Annotated in this window: 17 protein-coding genes and 1 pseudogene; 10 read left to right on the forward strand and 8 right to left on the reverse strand. The window is 31.9% G+C overall.

All coding sequences use genetic code 11. The annotated features are described in order from the left end of the window. Window positions 1-18 precede the first annotated feature (18 nt). Window positions 19-510 carry a hypothetical protein gene (locus ACJJVO_RS08840; protein ID WP_405572999.1) on the reverse strand — a complete coding sequence of 164 codons (492 nt, stop codon included), beginning with the start codon at window positions 508-510 and terminating at the stop codon, window positions 19-21. Window positions 511-843: 333 nt separating this feature from the next. On the opposite strand from ACJJVO_RS08840, the gene ACJJVO_RS08845 reads away from it, so the two are divergent. Beyond that, on the forward strand, window positions 844-1,215 hold the full coding sequence (locus ACJJVO_RS08845) for a DoxX family protein (protein ID WP_405573002.1): 372 nt from the start codon (window positions 844-846) through the stop codon (window positions 1,213-1,215). Window positions 1,216-1,251: 36 nt separating this feature from the next. On the opposite strand, the gene ACJJVO_RS08850 is transcribed toward ACJJVO_RS08845, so the two are convergent. The 6 genes from ACJJVO_RS08850 to ACJJVO_RS08875 form a co-directional block, all read right to left on the reverse strand. After that, window positions 1,252-1,767: a DUF4136 domain-containing protein gene (locus ACJJVO_RS08850; protein ID WP_405573004.1), complete on the reverse strand. Its 516-nt coding sequence runs from the start codon at window positions 1,765-1,767 to the stop codon at window positions 1,252-1,254. Beyond that, complete coding sequence (locus ACJJVO_RS08855) at window positions 1,764-4,295, reverse strand: T9SS type A sorting domain-containing protein (RefSeq protein WP_405573007.1); 2,532 nt, start codon at window positions 4,293-4,295, stop codon at window positions 1,764-1,766. The genes ACJJVO_RS08850 and ACJJVO_RS08855 overlap by 4 nt, the downstream gene beginning before the upstream one ends. 149 nt (window positions 4,296-4,444) lie before the next feature. Beyond that, on the reverse strand, window positions 4,445-5,158 hold the full coding sequence (locus ACJJVO_RS08860; RefSeq protein ID WP_405573009.1) for an ion transporter: 714 nt from the start codon (window positions 5,156-5,158) through the stop codon (window positions 4,445-4,447). A gap of 148 nt (window positions 5,159-5,306) precedes the next feature. Continuing rightward, the gene (locus ACJJVO_RS08865; RefSeq protein ID WP_405573011.1) at window positions 5,307-6,308 is read right to left on the reverse strand and encodes a T9SS type A sorting domain-containing protein; all 1,002 of its coding nucleotides are present in this window, start codon (window positions 6,306-6,308) and stop codon (window positions 5,307-5,309) included. 37 nt (window positions 6,309-6,345) lie between these two features. Further along, window positions 6,346-7,344 (reverse strand): GTPase ObgE, encoded by a 999-nt coding sequence (gene obgE / locus ACJJVO_RS08870; protein ID WP_405573013.1) that lies wholly within the window; start codon window positions 7,342-7,344, stop codon window positions 6,346-6,348. 76 nt (window positions 7,345-7,420) lie between these two features. Further along, window positions 7,421-8,530, reverse strand: a complete 1,110-nt coding sequence (locus ACJJVO_RS08875; RefSeq protein WP_405573016.1) for an adenylate kinase — start codon at window positions 8,528-8,530, stop codon at window positions 7,421-7,423. Window positions 8,531-8,697: 167 nt separating this feature from the next. Here ACJJVO_RS08875 and ACJJVO_RS08880 point away from each other — a divergent pair, with 167 nt between their 5' ends. The 5 genes and pseudogenes from ACJJVO_RS08880 to ACJJVO_RS08900 form a co-directional block, all read left to right on the forward strand. Next, entirely contained in the window at window positions 8,698-9,852 is a 1,155-nt protein-coding gene (locus ACJJVO_RS08880; protein WP_405573018.1) for a 5-(carboxyamino)imidazole ribonucleotide synthase, read from the forward strand. A 2-nt stretch (window positions 9,853-9,854) separates the two neighbouring features. Beyond that, window positions 9,855-10,334, forward strand: a complete 480-nt coding sequence (purE, locus tag ACJJVO_RS08885; protein WP_405573020.1) for a 5-(carboxyamino)imidazole ribonucleotide mutase — start codon at window positions 9,855-9,857, stop codon at window positions 10,332-10,334. 166 nt (window positions 10,335-10,500) lie between these two features. Continuing rightward, window positions 10,501-12,531, forward strand: a complete 2,031-nt coding sequence (locus ACJJVO_RS08890; RefSeq protein ID WP_405573022.1) for a M3 family metallopeptidase — start codon at window positions 10,501-10,503, stop codon at window positions 12,529-12,531. A gap of 134 nt (window positions 12,532-12,665) precedes the next feature. After that, a complete protein-coding gene (locus ACJJVO_RS08895) occupies window positions 12,666-15,443 on the forward strand; it encodes a T9SS type B sorting domain-containing protein (protein WP_405573025.1) in 2,778 nt (925 codons plus the stop codon). 83 nt (window positions 15,444-15,526) lie between these two features. Beyond that, a pseudogene (locus ACJJVO_RS08900) lies at window positions 15,527-15,703 on the forward strand (M3 family metallopeptidase); the annotation flags it as partial. Between the two features lie 2 nt (window positions 15,704-15,705). Here ACJJVO_RS08900 and ACJJVO_RS08905 read toward each other — a convergent pair. Continuing rightward, window positions 15,706-16,404: a T9SS type A sorting domain-containing protein gene (locus tag ACJJVO_RS08905; protein ID WP_405573028.1), complete on the reverse strand. Its 699-nt coding sequence runs from the start codon at window positions 16,402-16,404 to the stop codon at window positions 15,706-15,708. A 92-nt stretch (window positions 16,405-16,496) separates the two neighbouring features. On the opposite strand from ACJJVO_RS08905, the gene ACJJVO_RS08910 reads away from it, so the two are divergent. The 4 genes from ACJJVO_RS08910 to ACJJVO_RS08925 all read left to right on the forward strand — a co-directional run bounded on the left by ACJJVO_RS08910 (window position 16,497) and on the right by ACJJVO_RS08925 (window position 19,718). After that, complete coding sequence (locus ACJJVO_RS08910) at window positions 16,497-17,000, forward strand: GbsR/MarR family transcriptional regulator (protein ID WP_405573031.1); 504 nt, start codon at window positions 16,497-16,499, stop codon at window positions 16,998-17,000. 390 nt (window positions 17,001-17,390) lie between these two features. Next, the gene (locus ACJJVO_RS08915; protein ID WP_405573034.1) at window positions 17,391-18,212 is read left to right on the forward strand and encodes a DCC1-like thiol-disulfide oxidoreductase family protein; all 822 of its coding nucleotides are present in this window, start codon (window positions 17,391-17,393) and stop codon (window positions 18,210-18,212) included. Window position 18,213: 1 nt separating this feature from the next. Further along, window positions 18,214-19,116: a TIGR01777 family oxidoreductase gene (locus ACJJVO_RS08920; RefSeq protein WP_405573035.1), complete on the forward strand. Its 903-nt coding sequence runs from the start codon at window positions 18,214-18,216 to the stop codon at window positions 19,114-19,116. 47 nt (window positions 19,117-19,163) lie between these two features. After that, complete coding sequence (locus ACJJVO_RS08925; RefSeq protein WP_405573037.1) at window positions 19,164-19,718, forward strand: sigma-70 family RNA polymerase sigma factor; 555 nt, start codon at window positions 19,164-19,166, stop codon at window positions 19,716-19,718. Window positions 19,719-19,734: the final 16 nt, after the last annotated feature.

Genomic DNA, 19,734 nt, shown 5'->3' on the forward strand with positions numbered 1-19,734 from the left:
TAATGTATAAAACTAATATTACATTAATTCATTTTTCATTGTTCTTTCTAACAACGTAATTTCTTTGTCTGTCTTTTTATAGGCTAAGTAACCAAAAACACTTACCAAAGCTATATAGCATAGAATAGCGACAATACCTATAATGTTAGACTCAAAATGTCCTATTGAAGACGGTATTAATGTTAACACCCAAAAAGCCATAAAATACATTTCATATTTTTTACGGTTAGCCATATATAACCTTAATTTTGAGATACTAGAAACCAAAGATGTTTGTGTATACGATTTTTGTTTTATTTCTTTTAGAGATAAAAATTTATCCATAAAAAAGACTATAGCTAAAGCTCCCATTAATAATAGCATAACATATAGGCCGTTGTCTCTAGACTTAAACGCAAGTACTAATGAAACGGTAACTAAAATAACTGATGATAACTTAGCCATCTTTGCTCCTGCTAGCAACTTTTCAAACTTCTCTAATTGTTCTTGAAATGTGTCTTGTTTTTTCATAATTAATGAATTTTTGATTGATTGATTGATTGATTGATTGATTGATTTTTTGGGTTTAACTAAATACAACTTCAATGATAAACTCTACAATGGTTTTTACTAAAATGAACATAATACTGTTGTTTTTTGATTGATGATTTCTATTCGTTATTAATTGATAGGATAAATATAAAACAGCTTTACCTTTATATAATTGAAAATATGACGAGTGGTAAATTGATTACATTAAACGGAAAGTTTAATAACTAATCTAAGCTAGAATGAATATAGAGTGAAGATAACAATCGATGAAGTCAGTATATCAATACAACACATAGAAAAATTAATATAGTTATGAATTCAAACCTCTTTAAAATTCTAAGAAGTACTCTTGGTATTTTTTGTTTAGTTTTTGGAATAGATAAATTCTTGCATTTTTTACCATTACCAAAATTAACCGGAGATGCTGCAGATTACTTTACAGCTTTGTCTAACTCTAAAACTATGATACTTGTAGGTGTAGTGTTGGTTGTATGTGGTTTATCTCTAATGGCAAATAAATATGGAGCATTAATGGCACTCATTTTAATGAGTATATCTGTAAATGCTTTTTTGTTCCACATAAATTTAGAACCTAACGGCATAATAAGAACCGCAATACTACTTATTCTTAATATTGCAGTAATGGTGGGTTATAAAGATAAATATAAGGCGTTATTGAGTTAAAAAACACAAACAAAGTAGAAAGTAAATCTGTTTGTTTTATCCTTTTTTTGGTGGATACTTAGCAAATATCTTTTCTACTAATTTTACAAGTGTAGTTTCACGCTTTTCAGGAGAAGCATTATATCTATAAGTACTTTCACTGACAGCTTGCCAAAATAATCTTTCATTTTGCTTCATATCTACAAACTCAATAATTATTTCTCTGGTGCTTTGGTTTGTACCTATTGGAATTCCAACAGAGACACCACCTCCACCGCTTCCTAATCCAACACCAACATTAGGGCTGCTCCTATTCATCAGTTCTTCACTTTGAATATCAATATAAAAATCTGCATTATCAGAACGTGTCAGTCCCATTGCAGATAGTTTGGCATCCATGGCCTTCATTAAACGTATGCTATCAAACGGACTTAAACCCGTTTTCATATCATCAAAATAATTATAAGTTTTATACTTACTGAAATCCGTTGATTTTTCGTAATCGTAGTGAACTAGTGTTCCGCACGATGTAAAAACTACTAAAAAAATTAAGGCACTAATTATTCTTTTCATTGTTTAATTATCTTTTTAGTGATAGTCGCATTTCCACTAAATACTTTAAGAAAATAAACTCCCGACTCATACTCAGACAGATTTAAAGTGGCATCCATAGCATCAATCGGCTTTACTGCAATACGTTTCCCTAATAAATCATATATATAAACTTGATCTATCTTTCTGTTATGAGACACAAATAATTCATCTTTAAAAGGATTAGGAAATACTTTAAAATTTTCTAAACTATTATCATTTAAAGATAACGTTGCATCTTGTATTGTTATTTCTAAATCTCCTAAAGTTGTCGAATTTGCTGATCGATCTTCTAAATCATCTGACCATACTTGTAAAAAATAAGGTGTGTTAGCAACTATTGAAACATCTTCTAATATATTCTGAGCACATGCTCCTGAAACCTGTGTTAAATCATAACAATTGCCTTCCCAAAGCTGAAGCGAAAACCCAGTAGTCACTTCAATATTAATGACGTTACTAGCATTTAAATTTAATAAAAACCATATATCTTGCCTGTTAGCATTGTCATTACAAAACGGACTATATGTTGATGCTGTAGCATAATCATTATTTGCCGTTACTGTTTCTCCTACAATTAGACTAGACATTCCATAATAATTAGTACATGTAATATCGTCATTAAATGGAGGAACTTCACAAGCAGTACTAATATCATATGTAGAATTACAACCGTCACCATTGTTAGAAACATTGAAATTATTGAGATATGGTATTGTACTGCAGACAAAATTGATATTACACACAGACAAAATTGGATTATTCTCTATAATGATACTTGGACCACAATTATCTTCAAAGGTATCTACAAAACCATCTATATCTGCTAACATCTCATTGTCTCGAATTGTAAAACCACAAAGCGGATTTACATCATTAAGAGATGTAAATGAAGTCATGGCATCATTGTTCTCAAATTCAAAGCTACCTGTAATGGCTAAATTATCTAATCCATTAAAACTCGCTAAGGCAGCGTTATCTTTTATTACGAGATCGTCAATATTTGTAAACCCGTTAAAACCATTAAAATCCACTAAAAGATCATTATTAGTTACCACAACAGTGTAACCAACTCCTTGAATACCTTGCAATCCATTTAAGCTTACTAACTGAGGATTGTTTACAATTTGCATATCCATAGGATAATCATTAGTAGCATTAATTAATCCTGAAAGATTGGTCAATAATGGGTTGTTATTTATAATTAGAAAGAGAAAATTACCAATATCAGTAAAATTTGTTAGCGAGTTTAACCCATCCACATTAGTAAGTAAAGGGTTATTTTGTAACCATAAACCACCAACACTAGTAATTCCATTTAAACCATCGAGATTAGTAATATCATCTCCTTCAATTACTAAAGTTCTTTCTATAGTTGTACAATTGGGATAATTTACAGAATAGTTATCAATATCTTGTTGATTACTCAAAACCAAATTCACCATATTATCCGGACATACTGTACACTCAGATATAATTTCAGCAATAGAATTACAACCTTCTGCATTATTTGTAGCTTGCACATTAGATGACTGAGCACTAGTTGCCCAATTACAAATAAAGCTATAATTACATACTGCTAAACTTGTATTGCCAGAAATATTCAGTTGATTAGTAAAGTCTTCAGTAAAATTTTCAATCACTGATATATCTGTCAAGCTTGGGTTATCAATAATACTTATTGAATACCAATCTGTTATTTCACCTAAACCGTTTAGACTTGTTAGCATATCGTTACCTTCAACACTAAAATCAGCAACTTTTTCTAAAACGACAAATTCATTAAAACTTGTAATAGCATCATTATCTTTTATATCAAAACTTACATAAAGGAACTCTAAATTATGAAGTCCTGTAAAATCTGTTAGCGCGTCATTATTCTCTATCTCTAAACTATTAAAAATTCTGAACTCTTCTAAACCTTGCAAACTTGTTAAAGATGGATTGTTTTTAATCCTTACACCATCAATAATAGCAGGCACAAGATTAGCCAACCCATTTATATTTGTTAAGTTATCGTTATCTGAAATATCGAGCCAATTAAATGGGAATGTGAACAAATTCTCAATACCCATATAAGTAATTGAACTAAGCCCATCAAGATTAGTCAACTGATCGTTATTAATGATATCAATATTTCCGCAAGCCACTATACCTTGAAGCGCACTAACATCCGTTAATGTTGGATTATCTATAATATGTAAATCCGTTTTATCAGTACTATTAGATTGTAAATTATCTAATCCATCTAAACTTGTTAATAAAGGGTTATTCTCAATAGTTATTCTTTTTACATAAGTTAAACTAGATAATGGACTTAAATCGATGATATCTGATCCGCTAATAATAAAATTATAGCCCGTTGTAAAGGATGTACAATTAGGATAATCTAAAATAAATGAATCTACATCTGCTTGCGAGTTTAATTCGATATGAGCATCTGTTGGACACTGAGCAAAAGATAATGCAGGTATTAAAAAAAATAAGGCAAATTGTAATTGTAGTTTCATGTGGTTTTATGTATTAATTTTTAAAGATCACATGCTAATTACTTTTAATCATTCATTAAAATGATCATGTATCTAACCTGCTTGTTTTATAAAATAGACATTAAAAGGTTTTTTAAATATAATCAAATCTAACGACTAAATTTTAAAAACTATTCTTCTTCATCTTTAGGCTCAACGGCCTTGGTTAAAGAAGATGAAATAATTCCTGTAGGAATAGCAACAATTCCCAAACCAATCATAAGAATAAAGAAAGTGAATATTCTACCTCCTACAGTAATTGGATACACATCACCATAACCAACGGTTGTTAAAGTAACAATAGACCACCAAAGACTAGAAAATATGGAAGAAAAATGCTCTGGCTGCGCTTCATTTTCAAAATAATAAATACCTACAGCGGCGAAATAAATGAGCATTAATGTAATAATCATAAATAAAACAATCTGCTCTTTTGCCAACTTCATTGCATTAACAAAATGTTTGATGGCTTTATTATAACGCACCAACTTAAAGAGACGAAATAAACGAAACATTCTTAGTAAACGCAATGAGCGCAAATCAATACCGAAAGACAAATAAAATGGAAGAATAGCTAGAAAATCAACAATACCGAAAAAACTAAAAATAAATTTTGGCTTACTGTCAGCTACGTAAATACGTGCTAAATATTCAAAAGTGAATATAATAACACAAAAGGCTTCAACGGAATTTAAAATAACCTTGGTTTGTGGTTTTAAATTAGGTAATGTTTCTATTGAAAACGTAATTACAGAGAAAATAATTAGAAACTGAATAAAATAGGCAAAACGTCTACTTCTTTTATTATCGTTAAGCTCTACTAAATTTTTAAGGTATGCTTTCATCTAATTGGTTGGATGTAAGCTTCAAATTTACAAGTTACATTAAGAATAATCAACAGCTTCGTGAGTTATTATACTATATAAAATAAATAAAAGGCCTCCAGTTTTTGAGAATCTGGCAGCTAAAAAAGAACACTGTATATTCCCGTTCTTAGTCTTTCAGAACCTTAAATATATTTTCTTTCGAATTACTTTTCACTTTTAAAAAATAAAAACCATCACTTAAATGGCTCATATCAATTGTACCTTGAGTCACTTTAGGTGTTATAGTAATTACATTCTCACCTAAAGTATTGTAAACTACAATAGTTTCAATAATAGTATTTGCACTAAAGTTTAGTATGCTTTGAGTTGGGTTTGGATAGCTTTTAAATACAACATCTGTAGAACCATCTATTGATAAACTTTCGCAGGCTAGATTAACTTCAGAAATAGAATTACAACCTATAGCATTATTTGCTATAACGATAGCACCATTATTTACAAGTTCACAAACCAAATCATTTTCACAGATTTCAAGTTGTTCATTATCTGTAATCTCAGCTGTTAATGCACTATTATATTGTACTGAGTTTAGTCTTAAAATATTAGATAGTACAGCATTATCCGAAAGATAAAGAAGCGGTGCTTCAATTACACCACCAACTATATTTAGGTTTGGGTTTAAAGCATTTAAATCTGTTAAAGCATCATTATTTTCTAAATAGATATTTATGAACTCTGTAATATTTTCTGAACCCTCTAAGGAAGTCAGTTGAGGCATATCCCTAATTAAAAATACTATTGGTACATTAAAAGTATAATTATCTAAAAATATAATATCTTGAAGCAAAGGATTATTGTCTATTACAACAAATGCATCTTCTGGCAAAGTAATACCAGCAATAGTTAAAGCATTAAGACCTTGCATACTTGTAAGTGATGTATCACTGATAAGGATACTACCAACGGTTGTGATTTGAGACAAAACGGATACATCTACTATATCGTTGCCTGACACTATAAGAAAGCCATCAACAGTATCACAATTCGGATACGCACTAACAAAATTCTCAACCTCAGCTTGTGATAATAATGTAACGTTACCTTCAGGACATTGACTGAAGCAAAATGCACAATAAAGGGATATTGTAAAAAGTAAAAATGATCTCATTATATGCAGAATATTGTTTATTAATTCTTTTTAAGGATTAATCATTCAACATCTTCCAAAGTGTATCTTTTAACTCTGTTAGGCCTTGTTGTGCTACAGAAGAAATAAACATGTAATTAGCCTTAAGATCTTTATCTAATATTGTTGCTATTTCAGACTTTAATTCGTCATCTAACATATCGGATTTAGATACCACCACAAAACGTTCTTTGTCTAACATTTCAGGATTGTAACGTCTTAATTCGTCTTCTAATATTTCGTATTGCTCAACAATATCTTTGGCATCTGCAGGAATTAAAAATAGTAGAATTGAATTCCGTTCAATATGTCTTAAAAAGTAATAACCTAAACCTTTACCCTCTGCAGCTCCTTCAATTATCCCAGGAATATCTGCCATTACAAACGACTGGAAATCGCGATATTCTACAATACCTAAATTTGGTTTTAAGGTAGTAAACTCATAATCTGCAATCTTTGGTTTTGCAGAAGTTAACACCGAAAGTAAAGTTGATTTCCCTGCATTAGGAAACCCAACCAAACCTACATCTGCTAGAACTTTAAGTTCTAAAGTAATATATCTTTCTTCAAGTGGAATACCTGGCTGTGCGTAACGAGGTGTTTGATTAACTGAATTTTTAAAATGCCAGTTTCCTCGTCCTCCCATACCACCTTCGGCAACAATACGTTCTTCACCTTCTTCTGTAATTTCAAACAGAATAGTATCGGTTTCAGAATCTCTTACAACCGTACCTAACGGCACTTCTACATACATATCTTCGCCATCAGCACCTGTACTTCTACCAGAACTACCATGCGATCCATGACCAGCTTTTACGTGTTTCTTAAATTTTAAGTGAATAAGTGTCCAAAGATTAGAGTTTCCTCGGAGTATTACATGACCTCCTCGACCACCATCACCACCATCTGGTCCACCTTTAGCAATATATTTTTCGCGATGCAAATGGGCAGAACCTTTACCTCCGTTTCCAGAAGACACATGCATTTTTACGTAGTCAACAAAATTTCCTTCAGTCATATTCATTTCCCACTAAAGTGGGAATCTTATTAATTATAATTAAGCTGCAATTAGTGCGACTCTTACTTTGTAAAAATTACAGTTTATCTAGCACAGTACTTAAACGCACTGTAATATCTTCAATACTACCAACTCCATCAACGCCAAAATATTTATTTTGGTCTGCATAATAGTCTTTTAAAATAGCCGTTTTGGTGTAATACTGCTTAATTCGGTTTCTAATAATATTTTCGTCAGAATCATCAGTTCTTCCGCTAGTTTTTCCTCTTTCAAGTAATCGTTCTACCAAGACCTCATCATCAACTTCTAATGCAACCATGGCATTAATTTGAGAATCCTTATCCTCCATTAATTCATCTAATGCTTTTGCTTGTGCATTAGTTCTAGGAAAACCATCAAAAATAAAACCTTTAGCATCGGCATTTTTTTCCACTTCTTTATTCAACATATCAATAGTTACTTGATCTGGCACCAATTCTCCCTTATCCATAAATGATTTAGCCAACATTCCTAAAGCCGTTTCGTTTTTAATATTAAATCTAAAAACATCACCTGTAGAGATATGAATTAAATCATATTTTTCTTTTAGAAAATTTGCTTGTGTTCCTTTACCTGCGCCTGGAGGGCCAAATAGTACTATGTTCGTCATGTGTTGTGTGGTTTTTAATTGATATACCGCAGGCAAATCTCTTCCTAATCCATTGTAATCTAATCCATAACCAACAATGAATTTATTAGGAATTTCCATACCTACGTAATGAAGTTTAAAATCTTTATCATAAGCTTCTGGTTTATAGAACAAGGTTGCTATAAGTAATTGCTTTACATTCTCATTTTTAAAAATGCGATGAACCTCTTCAAGTGTATTCCCAGAATCTATAATATCTTCTAAAATAACTACGGTTCTGCCAGTTAGATCTTGCGTTAAACCAATTAGTCGTTGAATATCTTCTGTAGACTTCACCCCTTCATAAGAAGCAAGTTTTATAAAAGTAACTTCACATGGTTTTGGATATTTTTTTACAAAATCGCTTACTAGCATAAACGAGCCGTTTAATATGCCAATAAACACAGGCACCTCATCACCCAAATCTGCAGCAATATCATCTGCCATCGTTTGGACTGCCGAATCAATTTCTTTTGCTGAAATGAACGGTTTAAAGTATAAATCGTGAAGCTTGATCACTTTCTTGTTATTTTAGAAATGCAAAGATACATATTTGATTGCTGTTTGAAGGATTTTTGATTTACGAATTTATAAGTATGTCTCATTTTTAGCGTATTTTTGTTGTTGAAAAGCAGAATTTTTAATCTTAAATAAGATTCCCTTTTGCATGGGAACAACAAAAATTGATGAACTATTTTTCTTCAAAATTTAAACTCGGAATTCTTGGTGGTGGCCAGCTTGGCAAAATGCTTTTATATGACACGCGTAAGTTTGATATTTACACCTGTGTTATAGACGCAAGCGCAGACGCACCGTCAAGACTGGCTTGCGACGAATTTACTGTAGGTGATATTTTAGATTACCAAACCGTTGTAGACTTTGGGAAGCACGTTGATGTATTAACTTTTGAAATTGAAAACGTTAATGTAGATGCTTTAGAAACACTTGAAAAACAAGGTGTAAAAGTTTTTCCATCCTCTAAAACTTTGCGAACCATTCAGAATAAAGCCACACAAAAATTATTTTATCGCGATCATGATATTCCTACTGCAGATTTTTCACGATTTGCATATACCTCTGAAATTGATGAAGCTATAGATAATGGAGGCTTAAATTATCCGTTTGTATGGAAAAGTGCACGATTTGGTTATGATGGCACAGGTGTTAAAGTCGTAAGAAACATTTCAGATTTAACTGATTTGCCAAATGTGGAATGTATTACCGAAAAATTAATTCCGTTTAAAAATGAATTAGCGGTTATTGTTGCCCGAAATGGAAAAGGCGATTTAAAAACATATCCTGTTGTGGAAATGGAATTTCATCCTGAAGCTAATCAAGTGGAATATGTGATTTGTCCTGCAAGAATTCCTGATGACATTGCAAAGAAAGCAGAGTTAGTCGCTTTAAAAGTAGCATCCGAATTTAAACATGTTGGTTTGTTGGCTGTTGAAATGTTTCAGACTGAAAATGACGAAATTTTAGTAAATGAAGTCGCACCAAGGCCACACAACTCTGGTCATTATAGTATTGAAGGCAGTTACACTTCTCAATTTGAGCAGCAGATTAGATGTATCTTAGATTTGCCTCTTGGCAATACGGAGAGTAAAGTTGCTGGAGTGATGGTAAATCTCGTGGGTGCAGAAAATCACACAGGAAATGTGGTTTATAAAAATATTGAAAAAATCTTAGCAATGGAAGGTGTAACTCCACATATTTATGGAAAAAAACAAACCAGACCTTTCCGTAAAATGGGACATGTAACCATTGTAAATAAGGATATCTCTGTGGCACGTGAGATTGCAGAAAAAGTAAAAAGTACAATAGAAGTAATTAGCGAATAAAAATGAGTAAAGTAGCCATAATAATGGGAAGCAAAAGCGATATGCCAGTAATGCAAGACGCTATAGATATATTAAACGGATTTGATATTGAAATTGAAGTGGATATCGTTTCTGCGCATAGAACGCCTGAAAAATTATTCGATTTCAGTAAAAACGCACACAAAAGAGGTATAAAAGTGATTATTGCAGGTGCAGGTGGCGCAGCACATTTACCAGGTATGGTAGCCTCCATGTCACCATTACCTATTATTGGTGTGCCTGTAAAAAGCAGTAATTCTATAGATGGTTGGGATTCTGTATTGTCAATTTTACAAATGCCAGGCGGTGTACCTGTAGCTACTGTAGCTCTAGATGGAGCGAAAAACGCTGGTATTTTAGCTGCTCAGATTATTGGGTGCTCAGATCAATGTGTTTTAGACAAGATAATGGTCTATAAAGAAGGATTAAAAGCCAAAGTTATTGAATCTGCCAAGGACCTATAAAAAAGCCTCAACTCACGTCAAGGCTTCTTAGCTATTAATCAATCATACTTTAACATCATTTACTATGCAAAATATTAATGCAAAGTTACAAAACATCATCCTAAACGTCATCACAATTAAAAGTTAAAATTCGGGTAATCAAATACTTAATAGAAATTTCAAAATCATGACAATTCTTAATAAATCATTTAACACACCTTATCATACGGCTCCGTTTTCTAAAGTTAAATCAGAAGACTATTTACCTGCATTTAAATTAGGTATTGAAAATGCAAAAGCTGAAATTGACGCTATTACATCAAACCAAGAGGATCCTACTTTTAAAAACACTATAGAAGCCTTAGATTATTCTGGTGAAGAACTAGATCGTATATCTAGTATTTTCTTCAACTTAAACTCTGCTGAAACCAATGATGAGATTCAGAAAATAGCACAAGAGGTATCTCCACTTCTTTCAGAGTTTAGCAATGATATTACATTAAATGAAGATTTATTTAAACGCGTAAAAGCCGTTTACGATTCAAAATCTACGTTAGATTTAACTACCGAACAAGAAACACTTCTCGATAAGAAATATAAAGGTTTTTCTAGAAATGGCGCCAATTTAGCTGAAGACAAAAAAGAAAAACTAAGAGCAATTGATAAAGAATTAAGCCAATTGAAATTAAAGTTTGGTGAACATATTTTAGCTGAAACTAATAAGTTTGAAATGCTACTCACCAACGAGGAGGACCTTTCCGGCTTGCCAGATGGTGCAAAAGAAGCAGCTAAGCAATTGGCAGAAAGCAAAGACAAAGACGGTTGGTTGATCACCTTAGATTACCCAAGTTACATTCCGTTTATGACCTATGCAGACAACAGAGAATTACGTGAGCAGTTGTCAAAAGCCTTTGGAAGAAAGGGTTTTCAGAATGATGAATTAGACAACCAAGATATTGTTCTAAAAATTGCGAAGTTACGTTTTGACAGAGCTCAATTATTAGGTTATAAATCTCATGCCCATTTTGTGTTAGAAGAACGTATGGCACAAACACCAGAAAAAGTAACGTCTTTTTTAAACGAATTATTAGACAAAGCAAAACCTGCTGCAAAAACAGAATTCAAAAAACTTGAAGATTTTGCAAAAGATTTAGATGGCATAGACCAATTACAAAAATGGGATTCTGGTTACTATTCAGAAAAGTTGAAACAAAAATTATTCGACTTAGATGATGAACAGTTGAAGCCATATTTTAAATTAGAAAACGTCATTGATGGTGCATTTATGGTTGCCAATAAATTATTCGGATTACAATTTGAAGAAATAAATACCATCGACAAATATCATGAAGACGTTTTAACATATAAAGTAACCGACAGCGAAGGCGAATTAGTTTCTATATTTTATGCCGACTTTTTTCCAAGAGCAGGCAAAAGAAATGGAGCTTGGATGACGTCTTACAAACCTCAAATGATAAAGAATGGTGTAAACGAAAGACCACACGTGTCTATTGTCTGCAACTTTACTAAACCCACCAAAAGCAAACCTTCATTATTAACGTTTAATGAAGTTACAACGTTGTTTCATGAGTTTGGTCATGCGCTTCATGGCATGTTAGCCAATACAACCTATCCAAGTTTATCTGGCACAAGTGTCTATTGGGATTTCGTAGAATTACCAAGTCAGGTTTTAGAAAACTGGTGTTACGAAAAAGAAGCGTTAGAATTATTTGCTACGCATTATGAAACAGGAGAAGTCATTCCTATGGAACTGATTGAAAAGATAAAAGCATCCTCTACGTTTCATGAAGGCATGCAAACTTTACGTCAAATTAGTTTTGGATTATTAGATATGTCTTGGCATGGAATTGACCCATCAGAAATTAAAGATGTAAAAAAACATGAAGTTGAAGCCTTTGGAGACACAAGCTTATATCCTGATGTGGCTGAGAATTGCATGAGTACATCCTTCTCGCATATTTTTCAAGGCGGTTACTCTTCTGGTTATTACAGTTACAAATGGGCCGAAGTTTTAGATGCAGATGCTTTTGAATACTTTAAAGAAGAAGGCATTTTTAATAAAGAAATTGCTCATAAATTTAAAACCTTTGTACTATCTCAAGGAGGAACAGAAGACCCAATGACTTTATATAAAAAGTTTAGAGGACAAGAACCAAAACCTGAAGCTTTATTGCGTCGTGCAGGATTAGTGAAGTAATAAGTTTTTAAGATATTATACCTTACTTAAATAAGTAATAATAAAATTTACTAATATTAACTTTTTAAGTCGTTAGATTTCATTTTTTTCTATATTAACCTAAAATTCATTATCTTAAATTTTAATTTACATTAATGATTTTCGGTTATTATTATAAAATGTTTTTTTCAAGTAATAAATTAGCTCAAATTCTACTATGCGTTTGTTGTATTTTTTTAGGTACAAGTCATGCTCAGAATGAATCTTCAAATTGGTATTTTGGATCTAATTCAGGATTAACTTTTAACACCTCACCTCCTTCGTCTCTACAAGATAGTCAAATGAGTACCAGTGAAGGATGTGCTTCAGTTTCTAATTTTGCAGGTGAATTACTTTTTTATACTGACGGAAGAACTATTTGGAATCGCAATCATTCTGTAATGCTTAATGGTACAGATTTATTGGCCGACAATTCTGTTTCTCAAGCTACATTAATTATTTCAAAACCCAATAATCTAAACGTTTATTATGTTTTCACCATAGACAAACCTGTGTTTCTGCATAATAACTTATACTACTCAGAGATTGATATGACCTTAGATAATGGACTAGGTGGTGTGACCGAGGTAAAAAATGTTTTAATTGCATCCGATGTAACAGAAATGCTTACATCACATAAAAGCGACAGTTTTGAGGGGCATTGGGTAGTTGCACATGAAATGTCTAACAACAAATATTTAACATTTAGAATTGACGAATTAGGTATAAACACAGAACCTATAATATCCTCTTCAGGTAGCAGCGCCGGAGGTTTTGGTCAATTAAAAATATCGCCTCAGGGAAATAAAATTGCTGCGACCTTATATAGTGTCACTGACAATATAAATGTTAGTTCTTTTAATGCTAATACTGGCGTAATTTCTAATTCAAAGACACTAAACCTGGGAAATAGGAATTCTTATGGATTAGAATTTTCACCTAATGGCTCTTTACTTTATGTGAGTTCAGGATTTGTAGCTACTCCATATATCGCACAATTTGATTTATCCGCAGGCACCACAAATGCAATACAAGATTCTAAAACAGTTATTCATGGGAATTCACCAAGAGCTACCGGATCTATGCAACTTGGTATTGACGGAAAAATTTATATTTCTGCTATTCAAGATAGTTACCTTGATGTTATAGATAACCCTAATACATTAGGCATAGATTGTAATTATATTGAAAGCGCAATAAATCTGGGTTCCAATAGAGGCCAATATGGACTGCCTCAATGGGTTGAAAGTATATTCTCTAATGAAATAATTACTGTTGTAACTACCTGCCCAGAAACGGAGGTTAACTTCACATTGAAGCACAATAACTTCGATTCAGTAGTCTGGGATTTTGGTGACCCATCCTCTGGAGCTAACAATGTATCTTCTGATCTTAATCCTCAACACACATACCCGTCTTCAGGAACATACACAGCTAGTGCAACTATGCAAGTCAATGGAGGTGAATTTCAATATTCCAAAGACATTGTTGTTTTTACAAATCCTGAGATCACAGAGACCGTCCAGCTAATTCAATGTGATGATAATATGGACGGTTTTGCCGCTTTCAATCTTACAGAAGCAAATGAAATAATTTCAGAATACAATGATAATCTAATTTTTACTTATTATTTAAACGAAGAAGCGGCCAAATATGAAACTTCTGAATCTCAAATAACAGAAATTCTTAACTACACAAATAACGATCCGTTTAATGATGTTGTTTATGCTAGGATTGAAAACACTAACGGATGTTACTCTATTGCAGAAATAAACTTAACCTTAAGTTCAAATCAATTTCCGCAAGCCAATATGCTTAATTACACAACTTGTGATGATGATATTAGTGACATTGACCACACTGATGGTATTGCTACTTTCGACTTTAGTGACGCAACTGCTACTATAGAAAATTTGTTCTTAGACCAAGATGTAACTGTTTCTTATTATACAAACGAGCTAGATGCTTTATCTGAAAATGATAATATTTACAATATAAATGAGCATAGCAATAGCCTTTCTCCTTTTATTCAGAATATTTGGGTACGTATTGATGGCACTGATAACAATAATTGTATTGGCTATGGCCATCTTATAACATTAACCGTAATACCTTCAAATATTGACGAGACTGACATATTAGATGAATATGTAATTTGTTACGATACAGATGAAAACATCATCAATACAGATTTAACCATTCATACAGAAATTAGTGCAGATAATTTTAAATTCCAATGGTATAATGGTTCTATGGATGATGTTGTTAATAATTCAAGCTCTACAATTCTAGTCGGAGCAGAAAATAATTATTACACACCTATGCACCATGGTTTCTATACTGTACAGATAACAGATATAAATACAGGTTGTAATTTTTGGGACTCAACACATGTCATAGCATCCTACCCTCCTGAGAATATTAACATAGAGCAAACTTCACCTTTTTTCTCAACCAAAAACTCAGTAATTGTAAATGCTATTGGCAGTGGAAACTATTTATACAAATTAGATTCAGGAGAATGGCAATCAAGCAATATATTCTCTAATATACCTCCAGGAGAACATATAATCAGTGTTAAAGATGTTTTCGGTTGTGATGTTATTGAAAAATCATTTTCGTTAGTCGGCTTCCCAGTCTTTTTCACACCAAATGACGATGGTATTAATGATTTTTGGATGGTTAATTCTAGTGAGAATTTAGTAATCAAAAAGATTTTAATTTTTAATAGATATGGTAAATTAATTACAGAATTAAAAGGTACTGACAGTTGGGATGGTACATATAATGGGAACCTCCTCCCAACCAACGATTATTGGTTCAATATAACCTATTATAACACTGAAGATTTTATTGAAAAGAAGTTTCTTGGTCATTTCACTCTGAAACATTAATAATAGTACTATAATCCAATTAATTTATAAAGCTGAATTCTTGTTTTGAAAGAATCTCTATATTATTATATCTAAAATACGTAGATGCCTTTGAATACTTTAAAGAAGAAGGTATTTTTAATAAAGAAATTGCTCATAAATTTAAAACCTTTGTACTATCACAAGGAGGCACAGAAGACCCAATGACTTTATATAAAAAGTTTAGAGGACAAGAACCAAAACCTGAAGCTTTATTACGACGTGCAGGATTAGTGAAGTAATACTAATATTTTAGCATTTTAATTGTTCGTGTAAATTGACCATCATTAATTTTAACCAAGTAAACACCTTTTGTTTGTAATTGGAAATAATGAGTTAATAATCCCGAAACGTTAAACTTAGCATCAACCACTTGTTTACCTAGAATATCATAAACTGTAACTGTATAATTCCCTTGTGAATTAAAAGTGATTTGCCCATTGCCAACATAAATATCTTTTGTTTTATTAACAGAATCTATAGAAAGTGTTGTGGAACCAAAACCATAATCGCTACCTTTTAAATCAGCAGACTGCCTAGATTGGTCTGCAACAGTAATTAAAAAGTACCAATCATTAACGGTAGTTCCGCTCGGAATTGTAACTGTATTAAGCGATGGTTCTTCTAAATAAGAACGTGTTGCAGGATTGAATGTAGCCACATAATATCCCAAATTAGCATCATAAGTCAAGGGAATCAAAGTGCTACTATTAGTAAAATCATCATGATAATCCCAAGTTAAAGGATCTGCATCTGTATCTAAACCTGTGTATAAAAACAAATTAAGGTCGCTCATTGGATCAAAAATAGAGTAATCGCCAGATGCACCATAGGTTAAAGTGAAGGTGCCAGAATTAATATCTGAAGGATTAGGCATAAGTGCTATTTGAGCACTACAAAAACTTGTGAATAGCAAAAAAATGTAGAGTAATTTTGTTGTCATATTAATTGATTTAAAATCTAAAATAGTTAAAATTAATCAATTTAAACTTTCAATAATTACTGAAAGTTTAAAAATTAGTATATATTTGTAGTATGAATTACAAAGAAGCAAAAGAAAAATTTATTAGTACTTGGGGAAGTTTAGGGTCACTTTGGGGCATAAACAAAGCCATGGCACAAATACAAGCGCTTCTTTTTATTTCTACCAAACCATTGTCTATGGAAGACATCATGGAAGAACTTAAAATTTCTCGTGGTAATACAAGCATGAATTTAAGACAACTTATGGATTGGGGAATTGTAACCAAAGTTCTGGTATCTGGTGAACGAAAAGAATTTTTCACTACGGAAAAAGACGTGCAAGAACTAGCACGTATTGTTGCCAAAGAAAGAAGTAGAAGAGAAATAAGACCTGTGATTAAAGTTTTAGAAGACGTCTCTTCTATTAAAGATGATGGCACCGAAAAAACAAAGGAATTGATTAAACAAACTAAAGCACTAAACCAACTAACTCAAGATTTAGATACATTAATGAACAAAATGGTGAATCAAAAACAAAATTGGTTAACTAAGTCAGTTTTAAAACTGATGAAATAGTTCATCTATTTTTTTAAAACAAACTTTCAATTTTTTCTGAAAGTTTAAAACAAACAAAAACATGAAGAATCTATATAAAATAAATAATTGGTGCGTCCTTATAACAATTCTACTCTACTTCACTTTTTGGGGAGGGATTATTGCTCAACCCACATTAGGGCTAATACAAATAGTAATGAGTATATATATTTTAATCCATTTTAAAGAGCTTAGTAAATTAATTAAAATTTTATTTACAATCTACATTCTCACAACAATAGCTAGTATAATACTATTTAGAACAATAGTACAAAACACCAATGGCGAATTAGAATTAATGTTTATATGGATATTCCATACGCTACTTCTGGCCATATTTCATTTATACATCACATACAAAATCAAACAATCATGAAAACACTACAAAACCAAACTTTACTGTACGATAAAGATTGCCCACTTTGTAACATCTATACAAGTGGTTTTATCAAAGCTAAAATGTTAGATGATAATGGTAGAAAAGCCTATTGTGATTTAACCAACGAAGAGCAACATTTTATAGACTTAAAAAGAGCCACAAATGAAATTGCACTTTTTGATAGAAAAAACAAAACTGTAATTTATGGCATTGATAGTTTACTAAAAGTCATCGGTAATTCAATGCCATGGGTGGAAAAAATAGGAAATCTAAAACCTATTAAATTCGGATTAAAAAAGTTGTATTCTTTTATATCTTATAATAGAAAAGTCATAATTCCGAGTAAAGAAGACCAAACGCAAACACTGCAATGCGCGCCAGATTTCAACTACAAATACAGATTCATTTATATTCTATTTGTATCACTAGTCACCAGTATTGTATTATTCAAATTTGGTAAATCATTAAATGTTATACCTGAATCAACCTTCTTAAGAGAATGTTTAATGGCTTTAGGACAGATTGGATTTCAAGGCTTATTTATTTCAAAATTAAAATTTGAAAAACAGCTCAACTACTATGGTAACCTTATGACGGTTTCATTAATGGGAAGTCTTATGCTAATTCCTGTCTTAATCCTTAATTCAATTATTCAACTACAAGAACTACATCTACTATTTTGGTTTGGACTTACAGTAACGATTATGTTGTTAGAACATATAAGACGGATTAAGCTGTTAGAATTACCAACGGTATTATCAGCAACTTGGATATTGTATCGACTCCTCGTTTTACTTCTAATTTTATTTTTATAATATGAAAACTATCATCATAGCAGGTGGAACCGGATTTTTAGGACAAGTATTAGAATCATACTTTTCTAAGAAAGGTTACGATATAAAAATCTTAACTCGAAAAACTACAAAGCCAAACCACGTTTATTGGAATGCTAAAGATTTAGACCAATGGACCAACGCACTTGAAGGCGCAGATATTCTCATTAATCTTACAGGAAAGTCCGTAGATTGTAGATATACAGAAGCGAATAAAAAACTTATATATGATTCTCGTATAGACTCCACCAACATATTAGGTAAGGCTATAAACCAATGCGAAAATCCACCCGAAGCTTGGCTCAACATGTCTACATCTACAATTTATAAAGACTCTTATCACAAACAAATGACTGAAGAAAATAGAGATATTGGTAATGATTTTTCCATGAATATTGCAAAATCTTGGGAGGCAGCATTTAATAGTATTGAAACACCTAAAACCAGAAAATTAATATTAAGAACATCAATTGTATTAGGAAAAAATGGAGGTGCACTAATTCCTTTAAAACGACTTACACAATTTGGCTTAGGAGGTAAGCAATGGCATGGCAAACAAAAAGTAAGTTGGATTCATGAAACTGATTTTGCAAGAGCAATTAATTTTTTAATTGATAAACAACTTGAAGGCACTTATAATATTGTGTCACCAAAACCAACTTCAAATGCGTTTTTAATGAAATATATACGCAAAGCATTAAAAGTGCCATTTGGAATTTCACACCCAAAATGGTTATTAAAAATTGGAGCTTGGTTTATAGGAACAGAAACAGAATTGGTCTTAAAAAGTAGAAATGTAATTCCAGAAAAATTAACAGAAAAAGGATTTACATTCAAATATCTAACAATAGAAGATGCTGTAAATGAACTACTAAAACGAAATTAATTTCTCGTTTTTTTAACCTATTTTTGACACAGCAATGCAAATGAACAATGCCTAATCATCAAATAGACCCAAATAATTGGGTAAAATCATACTCAGATTACCTCTTCAATTATACGATTACTCGTGTTAATGATAGAGACATCGCTCAAGACCTCATCTCTGAAACCTTTTTAGCTGGACTAAAATCTATGGCTAACTTTAAAGGAGAAGCGAGTGAGCGCACATGGCTTATTTCAATTTTAAAGCGAAAAATCATTGATTATTATCGAAAAATAAATTCTAATAAAGGTAAAGCTGAAGTTAGAATGGGATATATTAATAATGAAGACGCTGAAGGCGATTGGTTAGAAGAACGTGTAGCAGACCCTTTTGATAAAACGGCTGAAGACACTTTAGAGAATACAGAATTAGGTGACGCTATTTACGACTGTATAGACAAATTGCCAGAAAAACAAGCTGACGTTTTTAAAATGAAAACTATTTTAGGCTATGATACTGAAACTATTTGTAATGAATTAGAAATTACTGCGTCTAACCTATGGGTTATTATCCATAGAGCTAGAACTTCACTTGCAGATTGCATGGAAGAAAATTGGTTTTAAATATTAAAAAGTCCTT

Origin of the sequence: Winogradskyella sp. Asnod2-B02-A (genome assembly GCF_045063645.1) — a bacterium.
In the GTDB taxonomy this organism is placed as follows: domain Bacteria; phylum Bacteroidota; class Bacteroidia; order Flavobacteriales; family Flavobacteriaceae; genus Winogradskyella.